14 protein-coding genes and 1 riboswitch are annotated in these 13,266 nt (G+C 29.2%); of the genes, 12 read left to right on the forward strand and 2 right to left on the reverse strand.

What is annotated here, in order from left to right:
- The first annotated feature begins 2 nt into the window (after positions 1 to 2).
- From rfbC to MKD34_RS00910, 9 genes are all read left to right on the forward strand, one after another.
- Positions 3 to 584, forward strand: a complete 582-nt coding sequence (gene rfbC, locus MKD34_RS00870) for a dTDP-4-dehydrorhamnose 3,5-epimerase (protein WP_240219271.1) — start codon at positions 3 to 5, stop codon at positions 582 to 584.
- Positions 581 to 1,435, forward strand: coding sequence for a dTDP-4-dehydrorhamnose reductase (rfbD, locus tag MKD34_RS00875; protein WP_240219272.1), 855 nt, complete (start codon positions 581 to 583; stop codon positions 1,433 to 1,435). Before rfbC ends, rfbD begins: the two co-directional genes overlap by 4 nt.
- Positions 1,435 to 2,631: a dTDP-glucose 4,6-dehydratase gene (locus tag MKD34_RS00880; protein ID WP_240219273.1), complete on the forward strand. Its 1,197-nt coding sequence runs from the start codon at positions 1,435 to 1,437 to the stop codon at positions 2,629 to 2,631. The genes rfbD and MKD34_RS00880 overlap by 1 nt, the downstream gene beginning before the upstream one ends.
- A 64-nt stretch (positions 2,632 to 2,695) precedes the next feature.
- On the forward strand, positions 2,696 to 3,568 hold the full coding sequence (gene galU, locus MKD34_RS00885; protein WP_240219274.1) for a UTP--glucose-1-phosphate uridylyltransferase GalU: 873 nt from the start codon (positions 2,696 to 2,698) through the stop codon (positions 3,566 to 3,568).
- A gap of 59 nt (positions 3,569 to 3,627) precedes the next feature.
- Positions 3,628 to 3,799, forward strand: a riboswitch (Lysine riboswitch).
- A gap of 137 nt (positions 3,800 to 3,936) precedes the next feature.
- The gene (locus tag MKD34_RS00890) at positions 3,937 to 5,409 is read left to right on the forward strand and encodes an alanine/glycine:cation symporter family protein (protein ID WP_240219275.1); all 1,473 of its coding nucleotides are present in this window, start codon (positions 3,937 to 3,939) and stop codon (positions 5,407 to 5,409) included.
- Between the two features lies 1 nt (position 5,410).
- Positions 5,411 to 6,721 carry a diaminopimelate decarboxylase gene (gene lysA, locus MKD34_RS00895; protein WP_240219276.1) on the forward strand — a complete coding sequence of 437 codons (1,311 nt, stop codon included), beginning with the start codon at positions 5,411 to 5,413 and terminating at the stop codon, positions 6,719 to 6,721.
- Between the two features lie 177 nt (positions 6,722 to 6,898).
- Positions 6,899 to 7,570 (forward strand): outer membrane beta-barrel protein, encoded by a 672-nt coding sequence (locus MKD34_RS00900; protein ID WP_240219277.1) that lies wholly within the window; start codon positions 6,899 to 6,901, stop codon positions 7,568 to 7,570.
- An 18-nt stretch (positions 7,571 to 7,588) separates the two neighbouring features.
- Positions 7,589 to 8,569 carry a hypothetical protein gene (locus MKD34_RS00905; protein WP_240219278.1) on the forward strand — a complete coding sequence of 327 codons (981 nt, stop codon included), beginning with the start codon at positions 7,589 to 7,591 and terminating at the stop codon, positions 8,567 to 8,569.
- Positions 8,570 to 8,582: 13 nt separating this feature from the next.
- The gene (locus MKD34_RS00910; RefSeq protein WP_240219279.1) at positions 8,583 to 8,792 is read left to right on the forward strand and encodes a hypothetical protein; all 210 of its coding nucleotides are present in this window, start codon (positions 8,583 to 8,585) and stop codon (positions 8,790 to 8,792) included.
- Between the two features lie 55 nt (positions 8,793 to 8,847).
- Here MKD34_RS00910 and MKD34_RS00915 read toward each other — a convergent pair whose 3' ends face one another.
- Positions 8,848 to 10,440 carry a HAMP domain-containing sensor histidine kinase gene (locus tag MKD34_RS00915; RefSeq protein WP_240219280.1) on the reverse strand — a complete coding sequence of 531 codons (1,593 nt, stop codon included), beginning with the start codon at positions 10,438 to 10,440 and terminating at the stop codon, positions 8,848 to 8,850.
- 9 nt (positions 10,441 to 10,449) lie between these two features.
- Positions 10,450 to 11,094 (reverse strand): response regulator transcription factor, encoded by a 645-nt coding sequence (locus MKD34_RS00920; RefSeq protein WP_240219281.1) that lies wholly within the window; start codon positions 11,092 to 11,094, stop codon positions 10,450 to 10,452.
- Positions 11,095 to 11,250: 156 nt separating this feature from the next.
- On the opposite strand from MKD34_RS00920, the gene MKD34_RS00925 reads away from it, so the two are divergent.
- The 3 genes from MKD34_RS00925 to MKD34_RS00935 all read left to right on the forward strand — a co-directional run bounded on the left by MKD34_RS00925 (position 11,251) and on the right by MKD34_RS00935 (position 13,242).
- Complete coding sequence (locus MKD34_RS00925; protein WP_240219282.1) at positions 11,251 to 11,859, forward strand: hypothetical protein; 609 nt, start codon at positions 11,251 to 11,253, stop codon at positions 11,857 to 11,859.
- A 241-nt stretch (positions 11,860 to 12,100) separates the two neighbouring features.
- Entirely contained in the window at positions 12,101 to 12,385 is a 285-nt protein-coding gene (locus tag MKD34_RS00930) for a transposase (RefSeq protein ID WP_240219283.1), read from the forward strand.
- Positions 12,358 to 13,242 (forward strand): IS3 family transposase, encoded by an 885-nt coding sequence (locus MKD34_RS00935; protein ID WP_240219284.1) that lies wholly within the window; start codon positions 12,358 to 12,360, stop codon positions 13,240 to 13,242. Before MKD34_RS00930 ends, MKD34_RS00935 begins: the two co-directional genes overlap by 28 nt.
- Positions 13,243 to 13,266: the final 24 nt, after the last annotated feature.

Below are 13,266 nucleotides of genomic sequence, written 5' to 3' on the forward strand. Positions count from 1 at the left end.
TCATGAGTAAATTTAAAAGAGTTGAAACAGGAATAAAAGATTTAATAGTAATAGAGCCAACTGTATTTGGAGATAACAGAGGATTTTTTATGGAGAGTTACTCTAAAAAAGATTTCTCTGAAATAGGAATGGATGTTGAGTTTGTTCAAGATAATCACTCAAAATCTAAAAAAGGTGTATTGAGAGGATTACATTTTCAAACGCAACATGTTCAAGGAAAATTAGTTAGAGTTACAGCTGGATCTGTTTTAGATGTAGCGGTAGATCTTAGAAAAGATAGCCCTACTTTTGGAAAGCACTATTTAGTAGAGTTAACAGCAGACAATAAAAAGATGTTTTATATTCCACCAGGGTTTGCTCATGGATTTTTAACATTAGAGGATAACACTGAGTTTCAATATAAGTGTACAGACTATTATGCTCCAGAGTTTGATTCAGGAGTGTTATGGAATGATTCTGATATAGGAATAGAGTGGAACTTTGAAAAATATGGATTATCAGTAGAGGAAATTTTACTTTCTGATAAAGATAAGAAGCAGCAAACACTTAAAGAGTTTATAGAAAGTGGTGTGGTAATAGGATGATACTGATTACTGGAGCCAATGGACAATTAGGGTATGATTTTCAAAGAATTTTTAAAGAAAGAAATTTAGATTTTATAGCAACTGACTATAAAGAACTGGATATTACAAATATAGAGGCAGTGAGAGAGTTTGTAAAAGATAAAAATATAAATCTTATTATAAACTGTGCTGCTTATAACAATGTTGATAAAGCAGAGCAAGAAATAGAGATGTGTTATAAACTAAACGCTGCAGCACCAAGAGATTTAGCATTAGTAGCTAAAGAGATAGGAGCAGATTATATAACATACTCGACAGACTTTGTTTTTGATGGAAGTAAGAATATTCCATACACAGAAGAGGATATTCCAAAGCCACTTTCTGTGTATTCAGAAGCTAAAGCAGAAGGTGAAAAGTTAGTATTAGAGGTTTATGATAAAAGTTTTGTAGTAAGAACATCTTGGGTATTTGGAATAGCTAATAACAACTTTAACAAACAAGTTATAAACTGGAGTAAGTCTAGAGATATTTTAGGAATAGTTGATGATCAAGTATCAGTTCCTACATACTCATATGATTTAGCATTATACTCATTAAAACTTCTTGAAACTAAAAAGTATGGGTTATATCACCTAAGTAATAGCGGAGTAGCTTCAAAATATGATCAAGCAAAGTATGTTTTAGATTCTATTGGATGGAAAGGAACTCTAAACAGAGCTAAAAGTAGTGACTTTATATTACCAGCTAAAAGAGCTGAATATTCAAAGCTTGATAGTAGTAAAATAGAGACAGTTATAGGAGAGAAAATTCCAACTTGGGAAAGTGGAATAGATAGATTCCTAAATGAGATGAGAGAGAAGGGGGAACTTTAATGAAAACTTACTTAGTAACAGGTGGAGCAGGTTTTATTGGTGCAAACTTTGTTAAATATATGTTAGAAAAGCATGAAGATATAAAGTTAGTTGTATTAGATAAACTGACTTATGCTGGAAATCTTGGAACAATAAGAGAAGAATTAAAAGACTCTAGAGTTTCTTTTGTTAAAGGTGATATTTGTAATAGAGAACTAGTTGAAAACATATTTATGCAACATGATGTTGATTTTGTTGTAAACTTTGCAGCAGAGAGCCATGTGGATAGAAGTATAGAAAATCCTCAGATATTCTTAGAGACAAATATACTTGGAACGCAAAACCTAATGGAAGTTGCTAAAAATTTTTGGACAGTTGGAAAAGATAGCAATGGATATCCAATCTATAAAGAAGGAAAAAAATTCCATCATGTTTCAACAGATGAGGTATATGGAAGTTTAAGTAAAGACTTTGATATTCCAAGAGAGTTAATTTTAGATGAAGCAGTAGCTGCAATTGCAACTGGAAGAACTAACCTTCAAACTTATGGAGAGAAGATGTTTACAGAAAGTACTCCACTAGATCCAAGAAGTCCATATTCAGCATCTAAAACAGCATCAGATATGATAGTTATGGCTTATGGAGAAACATATAAATTTCCATTTAACATAACAAGATGCTCAAATAACTATGGACCATATCACTTCCCAGAGAAGTTAATTCCACTAATTATTAAAAACATCTTAGCTGGAAAGAAACTTCCTGTATATGGAAAAGGAGATAATGTTAGAGACTGGTTATATGTAATGGATCACTGTAAAGGTATTGATATGGTTATCTCTAATGCTAAGGCACATGAGATATATAATATTGGTGGATTCAATGAGGAGCAAAACATTAATATAGTAAAACTTACTATAGATACAATAGCTAGAATCATGAAAGAGGAGCCAAAATATCAGGCAGTTTTAACTACTGATTTAGCTAATATCAATTATGATTTAATAACTTACGTACAAGATAGATTAGGGCATGATGCAAGATATGCCATTGATCCAACTAAGATAGTAACTGAACTTGGATGGTATCCAGAAACACCATTTACAGAAGGAATAGAGAAGACTATTAGATGGTACTTAGATAATCAAGGGTGGGTAGAAGAAGTAGCATCTGGAGATTATCAAAAGTATTATGAAGAGATGTATAATAATAGATAAAAAAACTTCCCAAAAGAAAATCTTTTGGGAAATTTTATTTAAAATTATATTAAAGGAGAAAAGGATGAAAAAAGTAACTAAAGCTGTTATACCTGCAGCAGGATTGGGGACTAGAGTTTTACCTGCAACAAAAGCACAACCTAAGGAGATGCTAGTTATCGTTGATAAACCATCTCTACAATATATAGTTGAAGAGCTAGTAGAATCAGGAATAGAAGATATACTAATTGTAACTGGAAGAAATAAAAACTCTATAGAGGATCACTTCGATCACTCTTTTGAATTAGAAAATACACTAGCTAAACATGGAAAGGATGAACTTTTAGAAAAAGTAAAAACTATTCATGGAATGGCAAATATTTATTATGTTAGACAAAATCATCCACTAGGACTTGGACACGCAATACTAAAAGCAAAGAGTTTTATAGGAGATGATCCTTTTGTGATAGCTCTTGGAGATGACATTATGTATAATCCAGAGAAAGAGGTAACTGCACAAATAATAGAGAAATACGAAGAGTATGGTCATTCTATAATTGGAGTTCAAGAAGTTGAACCTAAAGATGTATCAAAATATGGAGTTATAAAACCAGTGGAAGATTTAGATTCTAAAACTGTAGTTATGTGTGACTTTGTAGAGAAACCAAAATTAGAAGAAGCTCCATCATTAAAAGCTTGTTTAGGAAGATATCTATTAACTCCAGATGTATTCCAATATTTAGAAAATACAGCTCCAGGAAAAGGTGGAGAGATTCAACTTACAGATGGAATTTTAGCTATGATAAATGATAATAAAAAAGTGTTAGCTTATAATTTTGATGGAATAAGATATGACATTGGAAATAAAATTGGATTGTTAAAAGCTAATATTGAATTTGGATTACGTAATAGTGAAACAAGTGAAGATTTAAAAGAATATTTAAAGGGACTTCAGTAATTTTATAAAAAAAATTTGCTTTAAATTTTTTTGTGTGATATTATGTGTCTAATAAAAAATACAAAGGTAGAGGTTGCAGAGGACAAGAGTAAGTTGGTGGAGCTAGACAAAGCTATGAAGTCAGTTGAAAGGGGAATTTGCCGAAATAAAAATTCGTCAAAATTTTTATTGGGGATATAGAGAATATCTATATAACTGTCATTAGATATCTAATGTTGTGCTATCCAAAGTTGTAAAGCAATTTTCTTATATATCATATAGTGAAATTTTACAAAACTACCATTAAATTTTTTTTGGTAGTTTTTTTTATTGGAAAAATATAAAATATATGAAAAATTGTAAAAAATTAAAAAAGGTGGGAATTAAATATGAGTTATTTAAGTAGGGTAAATGATGTTTTTAGTTTTTTAAATCCAATAACGGATGTTCTGTGGGAGTTTCCAAGAAACTTTGAGTTTTATAAGAGTATCCCAATAATAGGGGAGTTTTCACTAGCTATTTTACTACTAATAGGGTGTGGGCTATATTTCACTCTAAAATTAAATTTTGTACAGATTAGATATTTTAAAAGAAGTATAGATATTTTAAAAGTAAAAAATGAAACTAAAATTGGAATATCTCCAATGGCTTCTTTTTTACTAAGTAGTGCTACAAGAATTGGACCAGGAAATATAATGGGAGTAACAGGTGCTGTTTTAGCAGGAGGGCCTGGAGCACTATTTTGGATGTGGGTTAGTGCTTTCTTTGGAATGGCAACGTGTTTTGTAGAGGCTACTCTTTCTCAAATTTTTAAAGAGAAAAATGGAGATGATTATGTTGGAGGAATAGCTTATTATGGTAGAAGATTATTAAACAATAGTAAGTTAGCTGGATTTGTAATAGCAGTGGCATATATTTTCTATGCACTATTTACATTACCATCTCAGGTATTTCATATGTTTACAGCATTTGGATCAGTTGCTAGCCAAATTACTGGAAGTGTTTATGCTAGAACAGATACTTTATACATTGTAATAGGTTTAACTATTATCTTAATTACAACAATAATTATCTTTGGTGGAATTAGAAGAGTTGCACTAGCTACAGACTTTATAGTTCCAATAATGGCAGTGACATATTTTATAATAGCACTATTTTTAATAGGAATAAATTTAGATAAAGTTCCATACTTTTTTACAGCGGTATTTGCAGGAGCTTTCAGTCCTGAAGCTATCTTTGGAGGAGCTATGGGAATAGCACTACAACAAGGTATAAAAAGAGGTCTGATGTCTAATGAAGCTGGACAAGGAACAGTTACCATGGCAGCGGCAGCAGCAGAAGCAAAGCATCCAGTGGAGCAAGGATTCATTCAATCTTTTGGAGTTTTCGTAGATACTTTTGTAATTTGTACAATCTCTGGATTCTTAGTTATAATTGCTAATGTTTGGAATTTAGATGGATTTGATTTTATGGCTTTAAGAAGTGATAAGCTAGGTTATTTTATAACATCACTAAAAGTATTGTCTCCTGGAATGTTAGAAAAACCTATTCAGTTTTTAGTTGCTCTATGTTATGGAATGTTTGCTTTCTCAACAATTTTAGGGATGATAGCCTTTATAGAGGTTTCAGCAACTGAGATATCAAGAAATAAGGCATTTTTAAATATTATGAAACTAATCTCTTCACTAGTTTTCATACCTTTTGGAGTAGCATGTGTATGGTCAGGAGCAGAGTTAGATAATATTTGGATAATAAGTGATTTAACAAATATAATGATGGTATATATTAACGTACCTTTAATTATAATGGGATTTAAGTATACACAGATAGCTTTAAAAGATTATGAAGAAAAAGGAGACTAATATGAAATACTTAGGAACTATGAAAGATGTTGATGGAGTTTTAGAAATTGGAGGAGTTTTAGTAACAAAGTTACAAAAAGACTATGGAACACCTCTTTACATATATGATTTAGAGCTTATGGAGAAAAAAACAACAGCTTTAAAAGAGGGATTTCATAGTGAGAAATTTAAAACAACTATTGTTTATGCATCAAAAGCTTATCTGTCAAAAGGGATGGTTCAAGTAGTTGATAAAATGGGATTAGATATAGACGCTGTTTCAGCAGGAGAACTACATACAATACTATCTACAAAAATAAATCCTAAAAAGATTCATATGCATGGAAATAACAAATCATTAGAAGAGTTAGAGATGTGTGTAGGTAGTGAGATTGGAAGCATAATTTTAGATAATAGATTTGAGGCTAAAAGAGTTGCTGAAGTTTGTAAAAGATTAGGTAAAAAAATAGATGTGATGTTAAGACTAAACATAGGAATAGATGCTCACACTCATGAGTATATAAAAACAGCAAAGCACACTTCGAAATTTGGAGAGTCTATTTTTGATAAGGATATAGTGGAGATTGTAAAAGAGATAGTAGGAAAGCAGGAGCTAAACTTCTTAGGATTTCATTGTCATATAGGGTCACAGATATTTGATGAGTTAGCATTTGGTGAAGGTATAGAAACTATGGTTAAGTTCACAAAGGAGATTTCGGAAAAGTTAAATATAAAAATACCTGAGATAAACCTTGGTGGAGGATTTGGAGTTAGATATACAGAAGAGGATACAGATGTAGATCTGAAAAAGTTAATGAAAAAAATTGTGAAATCTTTGGAAGAAACTTTAGAAACTGAAAACTTCACTATTGAAAAGGTATCAATAGAACCAGGGCGTTCTATAGTGGCTCAAGCTGGAAGTACTCTTTATACAGTTGGAGGAAAGAAGAAAACTTTTGGTGGAGAGAAGTATGTTTTTATAGATGGAGGAATGACAGATAATATAAGACCAGCTCTTTATAGTGCTAAGTACGAAAGTGTTGTAGCTAATAGATTAAAGGAAGAGAGGAGAGAGACTATCTCTTTAGCTGGAAAGTGCTGTGAGTCTGGAGATGTAATTATAAAGGATACAAAGTTAGGAAAGTGTGACGAAGGGGATCTAGTTCTTGTTAGTTGTACAGGTGCCTATGGACACTCGATGAGTAGCAACTACAATAAGGCTCTAAAACCAGCTGTAGTTTTTGTAAAAGGTGGACGTAGTTATTTAGTTTCTAAAAGAGAAACCTATGAGGATCTGGTAAGAAACGATTTGATGTTAGAGGATAACTTTTAATAAAGATATTCAATTATAAAGTATTGCCATTTGCTAGAGTAAAAATTGTACTCTAGCTTTTTTTATTAAAAAAATTACAAAATAGGATATAAATACGAAAAAAAAAGGTTATGATGTCCACACTAGGATTTAGAAGGTTACTAAAGATTTAAAATATGTCATGTGGAGGGATGCTAATTGAGAAAAAGTTTAATTCTATCTTTTGCCAGTTTGTTAGCAATATGTTCTTTGGGAAAAGAGGTACCAACATCAGTGCCAGAGGTAAAAAAAGAGGTGGTAAATGAAGAGAAAGTTATTTTAGATGATTTTTTAATTGAAGAGGAGGAGGCAACGATAACTTCTGATGTAATAGAGGTTAAAGATGAAGAGAGTTCAACTAATCTATATTTAAGATTTGGAGGAGATGCATATTCAAAGTACTCTAAGGGTAAAACTAAAGATTTAGGTTATCTTTTTGCAGTTGAAATGACTAGAAATGTAACTGATTCTTTTGAAGCAGGTGTTGGAACAGGGTATCAAATAAATCCTAAAAATAAAGATACTTCCATTGGAAAGTATGATTCTGTTCCAGTTTATATGACTTTTAAGTATGATTTTAATTTAGATAGTCAATGGACTCCATATTTAAAGGGAAATCTAGGATATGCTTTTAATTTTAAAGAAACAGCAAAAAATAAAGTTAATAATGGTGCGTACGTCGGAGCAGGAGGGGGAGTTGAATACGAGAATTTCTTTACAGATGTTATGTATCAAGTAACTTTTGCAAAGATAGAACCTGAGAATGGAAAAAAAGAAAATTTAGATTACTCGAGAGTTATTTTATCTTTAGGATATAAATTTAACATGTAGTTTTAGGAGTTAAAAACTATGAGTAAAAAAGAGAAAAAAGAAGATATATTGAAAGGACGAGAAATAGAGTTAAGTTATATTAGAAAAGTAGGGAATTATGAAAATAATGAAGTTGAAAATGAACTAGTTTTTTTCCTGCCTGTAGGTTGTTTTTGGGCTAGAACTTTAGGTGGTTGTTACCATTGTGGTTTTCAAGATATTATAAATAAAATTACTAGAAAATATTATTGTAATTTAGTTGAAATAGTTAAAGTTGAATATAAAAAATATTTAGATGTCAATATTAAAAGAGTATTTTTTTATGTAGGTGGATCATTTTTTGAAATTAAAGATGAAGTTCAAAATGAAATTTTAAGTTTTATTGGTGCACAAGGAACAGTAAGAGATATTTATATAGAAAGCAGATATGAATTTATAACAAGGGAGAATATCCAAAGATTAAAATTTCTGTTACAGGCTAAAAATTTAGTAGTAGCAATAGGATTAGAAACTTACAGTGAAAAAATAAGAAATGAAGTACTGACTAAAGGCATTAGTAATAATAACTTTGAACTTGCTATGTATATTTTAAAAAGTGAAAATGTAAAAGCTTTGGTGTATATTTTTATAAAGCCCCCTATAAAAAATATTTCTGATAAAAAAGCTTATGAAGATGTTTTAAAAAGTTTAGAATTTGTTGTAGAGAGAGGAGTTTCATTTGTTGAACTGAAATCAGGATGTATTATGTACAACACAAAAGCATACAAGCTTTACAAAACAGGTCAATATACACCACTAAATCTTTGGACTGTGAATAAACTTTTAATAGAAGCTAATGAAAGGTATAAAAATATACCTATAAGATTAGGGGTTTTTAACGAAATATTTAGCTCTATTGATGTTCCAAAAGGCTGTATTTTATGTGATGAATTTTTAAAAGAGAAATTACAGCTTTACAGAGAAACTATGGATTATAAAGTGCTAACAAAATATACAACTTGTTATTGTAGCATCATTTAAAGAAAGGATAGGTATGAAAAGTAAAATTTTAAAAATAGGATTTGGATTTTTTTTAATGTGTCTATTTGTAGCATGTAATGAATCAGGAACTGGAAGTGATGATTTAAATGTAAGTCCAGAGGATCAGCCTATTTTAAAATCTCAGGCTGAAGAATCAATAAAAACCCCCATCACTACTGAAGAGGCAGTTCCAGTTAGTGAGCCTGAAATTCCAATAAATTAGAGCATTTAAATATTGAAAATATCCCCCATTTCTTAAAAAAGAAGTGGGGGATATTTTATTCATTTTTATCAAGATAAAAGTAAAAGGCTATTCCATTTTCAGTTAAATCCACTCCATACGTATTTTCATGCAATTTAATAATTTCTGAAGTTATATATAGTCCTAACCCTCTTCCATGATTACTCTTAGTTGAATAATATTTTTTCCAGATATTATTTAAATTTTTATTACTTAATTTTTCTCCATCATTTTCAATTGTAAATTTAATTTTTCCTTCGATATCTTCTTCAATATCTATTTTTATTAAAGAGTTGGCATGTTCTATAGCATTTGACAATAAATTTATGATAACTTGTTTTATTTTTTCTTTATCTGCATTTACAAAGATACTTGGTGAGAGAAATACAACATTTAAGTTTTGTAGTTCATTTTCATAGATTTTTAAAATAAGGTCAGTTAATTCTGTAATATCAAAACCCTCTTTGTTTAAAACAATTTGATTTGTAACATTTTTTTTATGAATAAGTTCATTTGCTAACCGTAAAAGACGTTTACCCTCTTCGTTAACTATTTTTATATTTTCAGATTCATTTTTTTCTAAAAAAAGATCAGTAAAGCCAATTATAGCAGATAAAGGAGTTTTTATTTCATGCATAAAGAGCTTTAATTCATTTTCAAACTCTAATTTAGATTTTATATTATCTTGATTTTCTTTTTTATAAAAGTAAATTATATTTTCTAATTTCTCAGTCATTCTTTTGATATTTTTATAAAGATACCCAATTTCATCATTAGATGAATAGTTTAAAGAGAAATTGTGATTTAAACTTCCTATTTTATTAGTGTTATTTGCAAGGGAGATAATAGGTTTAATAATAAGTTTTTCAATTAAAAATCCTAGAAAAACAGTTACTAAAATAAGAAGTCCTATTTTCATTGAAAAATAGAGTTTTAACATAGGAAATATCTCATTAACTGGTTTAAATTTATAAAATATTAAAACTTTAAATCTATCAATATCTGTTGTTATTAACTGAAATTTTCTTTTATCTTTTAACTCTATAGATCTATTTTGAACAGCTGTTAAATCTAAATAAGGGTATAGTTCCAAAAATTCATTGGCTGTTTCTAATCCTTTATTTGGCGTTGTGTAAACTTCACCAGAAAGAGTAACTATTTTACTTTTATTGAGATTAATATCAAAATCTTTTATTGTTTCATCTTTTTTTTCAATTTCATAAGCCATTAAATAGTTATTAAAAATTTTAATGGCTTTCACTATTACTTTTTCGTTTTTATTTAAAGAAAATTTATTTTGTAAAAATATTTTGTTAATATAAGGACTTAAAAAAACAATATTTTTTTGCTGTTTATTTTTTAAAATAAAATATGTAAAATCACTTTGTTTGATAAATTTATTTGTGTATTTATTAAGTAAAATAACATCAGCACTTTTAGAAAATTTATATTCTGTTAATTTATCAGGCTCTAATTTGCCATTGGAAATAAAATCTATTTTTTCTAAAGATTTAATTTTGGCAAATCTAAAATATTTTTCGAAATATAAATTTCCTAAATAGAAATCTAAAAGTAATGTTAGAAAGAATATACTCGATAAAATTATTATTAGTTTAGGTTTAAGTTTCATCTTTTCTCCTTAAATTTCAAATTTATATCCGATTTTTTTTATTGTTTTTATATAAGCTCCACCTTCTTCTAAAAAAAATCGTAATCTCGAAATATGTTTATCTACAGATCTATCATCCCCAAAATAGTCATACCCCCACACAGCACTTAAAATTTGGTCTCTTGTTTTAACAACTCCCATATGTTCAGCTAAGTAAAAGAGTATATCTCTTTCTTTGGTAGGAAGAGTAATCTCTTTTTTATTTAAAAGAACCTTTTTACTTTTGAAAAAAATTTTTAAGTTACCGATAGTTTTAATATCCTCTTTTTTTTCAAAAAATCTTCCAACAATGGAAAGAAGAATATGAGGAGAAAAAGGTTTGGTTATATATGCATCAGCTCCTGAATTATATGCTTGAACTTGATTTTTTTCATCAGAAAGAGCAGTTAAAAATATAATAGGAACATTTGAAAACTCTCTGATTATTTTAGTTAATTCTAATCCGTTTATTTTAGGCATCATTATATCAACAATAACTAAATCAAAAGTGTTTTTTTTCATAAGTTTTAAAGCTTGGTCGCCATTAATTGCTTCCATTGAAGGTATATTTTTTTCTGCTAATACCTCTACAATTAATTTTCTAATAACTAAAGAATCTTCAACAATTAATATCATAAATATCTCCTCCTCTAATGTTGTATTTTATAGTTTAACATTTTTGTGTCGCATTTATATCTTAAAAAATTTATTAAAAATTTAAAAAATAGGATACAAATACGAAATAAAAAAGTTATGATTTAGTTATCATATATTTTGGAGAAAGGAGATATTATGAAAATTAGAAATCTTTTTGGAAAAAAAGAGTTAACAGAAAAAGAGTTAGAGGAACTTTCTAAAATAGAAAGTATTTCAAAGAATGAGTTAAGTAAAGAGATATTAGAAAGTTGGTATAAGATTCATTCTGAAGGATACTGGGTGGGAGAACAAAATGGAGAGATTGTAGCTTATGCATATTTTATAAGACTAAATGCAAGAGATATAATTACTAAAAAAAGATGGGAATTAATAACAGAAAATGGTATTTGTAAAACTCATAAGAAAGATGGGAACGCTCTATTTCTAGCAACTCTTGGAAGCAAAACATTTAGTGGTGAAAGTTTTTTAATGAGAGGGATTTTTAAAGAGATTGATAAAGGTTTTTACGAGAAAATATATGGTATCTACGCTTGTTCAAGAGTTCCTAGTTTAAATAAAAAAAATAATTTACCTTATTCAGAGGATTCTATGATTAAATTATTTAAAAAGAACAAATTTATGATTGTTAATATTGAAGAGGAAAAATTAAATAAAGATTCAATTAAAAATTTTAATATTCTTGTTAAAAGAGGAGTTTATGGAGATGATAGATTAAAGCTTATTTGGAGGAGAACATGGTGTTAAAATTACAAAATAGAGTACACCAAATGAATTTACATAAAAAGTGAGAGAATATGCCCCTGACTAAAAATGATTCTCAAACTAAAAAGGCCAGACAATTTTGTTGTCTGGTTTTTTTATAATTTTTGAAAGAAAGATTTTATGATATAATATAATGGGTTAACGATTTAAGACAGCTTCCCTCTTACCTTAAGCAAAATTTTGAGGTATAATATATCATAAAATAAACTAGGAGGATGAGGTTGTGGCTAGAAAATCATATTCACCAGAATTTAAATTTGCAGTTGTTTTGGAAGCACTTAAAGAAAGAAAAACTCTTCAAGAAATCGCTTCAGAACATCATATTGCACCTTCTCAAATATCTCGTTGGGTAGATGAGTTTAAATCGGCGGGTATCTCTGTTTTTTCTAAAGATATGTCTAGCTCTAAAAAGATTGAACTTCTTGAAGAGCAACAACATGAGCTTTATGCTAAAATTGGTAAACTTAGCTCTGAGAACGATTGGTTAAAAAAAAAGCTCGAGAGATAGCTGATTTATTAGGTAATCCAGTTTCTTTAATCGAAGAAAACCTTTATTTTAGCATCTCAGAACAATGTAGAATATTTGGCGCTAGTCGAAGCTCATACTATTACGCTCCTAGGCCTAAAGTTGATATTCAGGTTCAATTAAAAGAAAAAATAAAGGAACAATACAGTCTAGATCCTTCAGCGGGTTCTAGACGTATTACTGCAGCTTTGAATAGAGCTGGAATACCTGTAAAAAGATCAGTCATTAGAAGACTCATGAGGCAGCTAAACCTTAAAGGAATTGCACCTAAAAGAAATTTAAGTAAACCTAAAGCTGGAGCGCAGAAATTCCCTTACCTTTTGAGAAATCTAAAGATTGAAAAGCCTAATGCAGTATGGTCAACTGATATTACGTATTTAAAAACACCAACAGGTTTTATGTATTTAACTGCAATAATTGATGTTTATAGTCGTAAAATACTAACTTGGGAATTGTCAAACAGTATGTCTAAAGATTTCTGCATTAATTGTTACAAAGAAGCAGTAAAAACTTATGGTTCACCAGAAATATTAAATACGGATCAAGGTAGTCAATATACAAGTAATGAGTTTATCGAAACAGTGCTTTCATCAGGCGCTTTATTAAGTATGGATGGAAAAGGCCGTTGTTTAGACAATGTCTGGATAGAAAGATTTTGGAGAACAATTAAATATGATTATTTATATCTTTACGAGCATAAAACAACACTGGAATTATACAAAGGAATCCAATCATATTTAAATTTTTACAACTCAGAAAGAGGACATAGTTCTTTAGGATATTCTACTCCAAATGAAGCTTTTGAATTATCAACTTTTGAGTACAAAAAAATTGCTTAGGTTTTAAGAGAAACTGTTTGACAA

Origin of the sequence: Cetobacterium somerae, assembly GCF_022430525.1 — a bacterium.
GTDB lineage: Bacteria > Fusobacteriota > Fusobacteriia > Fusobacteriales > Fusobacteriaceae > Cetobacterium_A.

Bases quoted from the DNA above. Each gene is read 5' to 3' on its own strand.
- rfbC (WP_240219271.1), top strand. From the start codon at position 3: ATGAGTAAATTTAAAAGAGTTGAAACAGGAATAAAAGATTTAATAGTA.
- rfbD (WP_240219272.1), top strand. From the start codon at position 581: ATGATACTGATTACTGGAGCCAATGGACAATTAGGGTATGATTTTCAA.
- MKD34_RS00880 (WP_240219273.1), top strand. From the start codon at position 1,435: ATGAAAACTTACTTAGTAACAGGTGGAGCAGGTTTTATTGGTGCAAAC.
- galU (WP_240219274.1), top strand. From the start codon at position 2,696: ATGAAAAAAGTAACTAAAGCTGTTATACCTGCAGCAGGATTGGGGACT.
- MKD34_RS00890 (WP_240219275.1), top strand. From the start codon at position 3,937: ATGAGTTATTTAAGTAGGGTAAATGATGTTTTTAGTTTTTTAAATCCA.
- lysA (WP_240219276.1), top strand. From the start codon at position 5,411: ATGAAATACTTAGGAACTATGAAAGATGTTGATGGAGTTTTAGAAATT.
- MKD34_RS00905 (WP_240219278.1), top strand. From the start codon at position 7,589: ATGAGTAAAAAAGAGAAAAAAGAAGATATATTGAAAGGACGAGAAATA.
- MKD34_RS00910 (WP_240219279.1), top strand. From the start codon at position 8,583: ATGAAAAGTAAAATTTTAAAAATAGGATTTGGATTTTTTTTAATGTGT.
- MKD34_RS00915 (WP_240219280.1), bottom strand. From the start codon at position 10,440: ATGAAACTTAAACCTAAACTAATAATAATTTTATCGAGTATATTCTTT.
- MKD34_RS00920 (WP_240219281.1), bottom strand. From the start codon at position 11,094: ATGATATTAATTGTTGAAGATTCTTTAGTTATTAGAAAATTAATTGTA.
- MKD34_RS00925 (WP_240219282.1), top strand. From the start codon at position 11,251: ATGAAAATTAGAAATCTTTTTGGAAAAAAAGAGTTAACAGAAAAAGAG.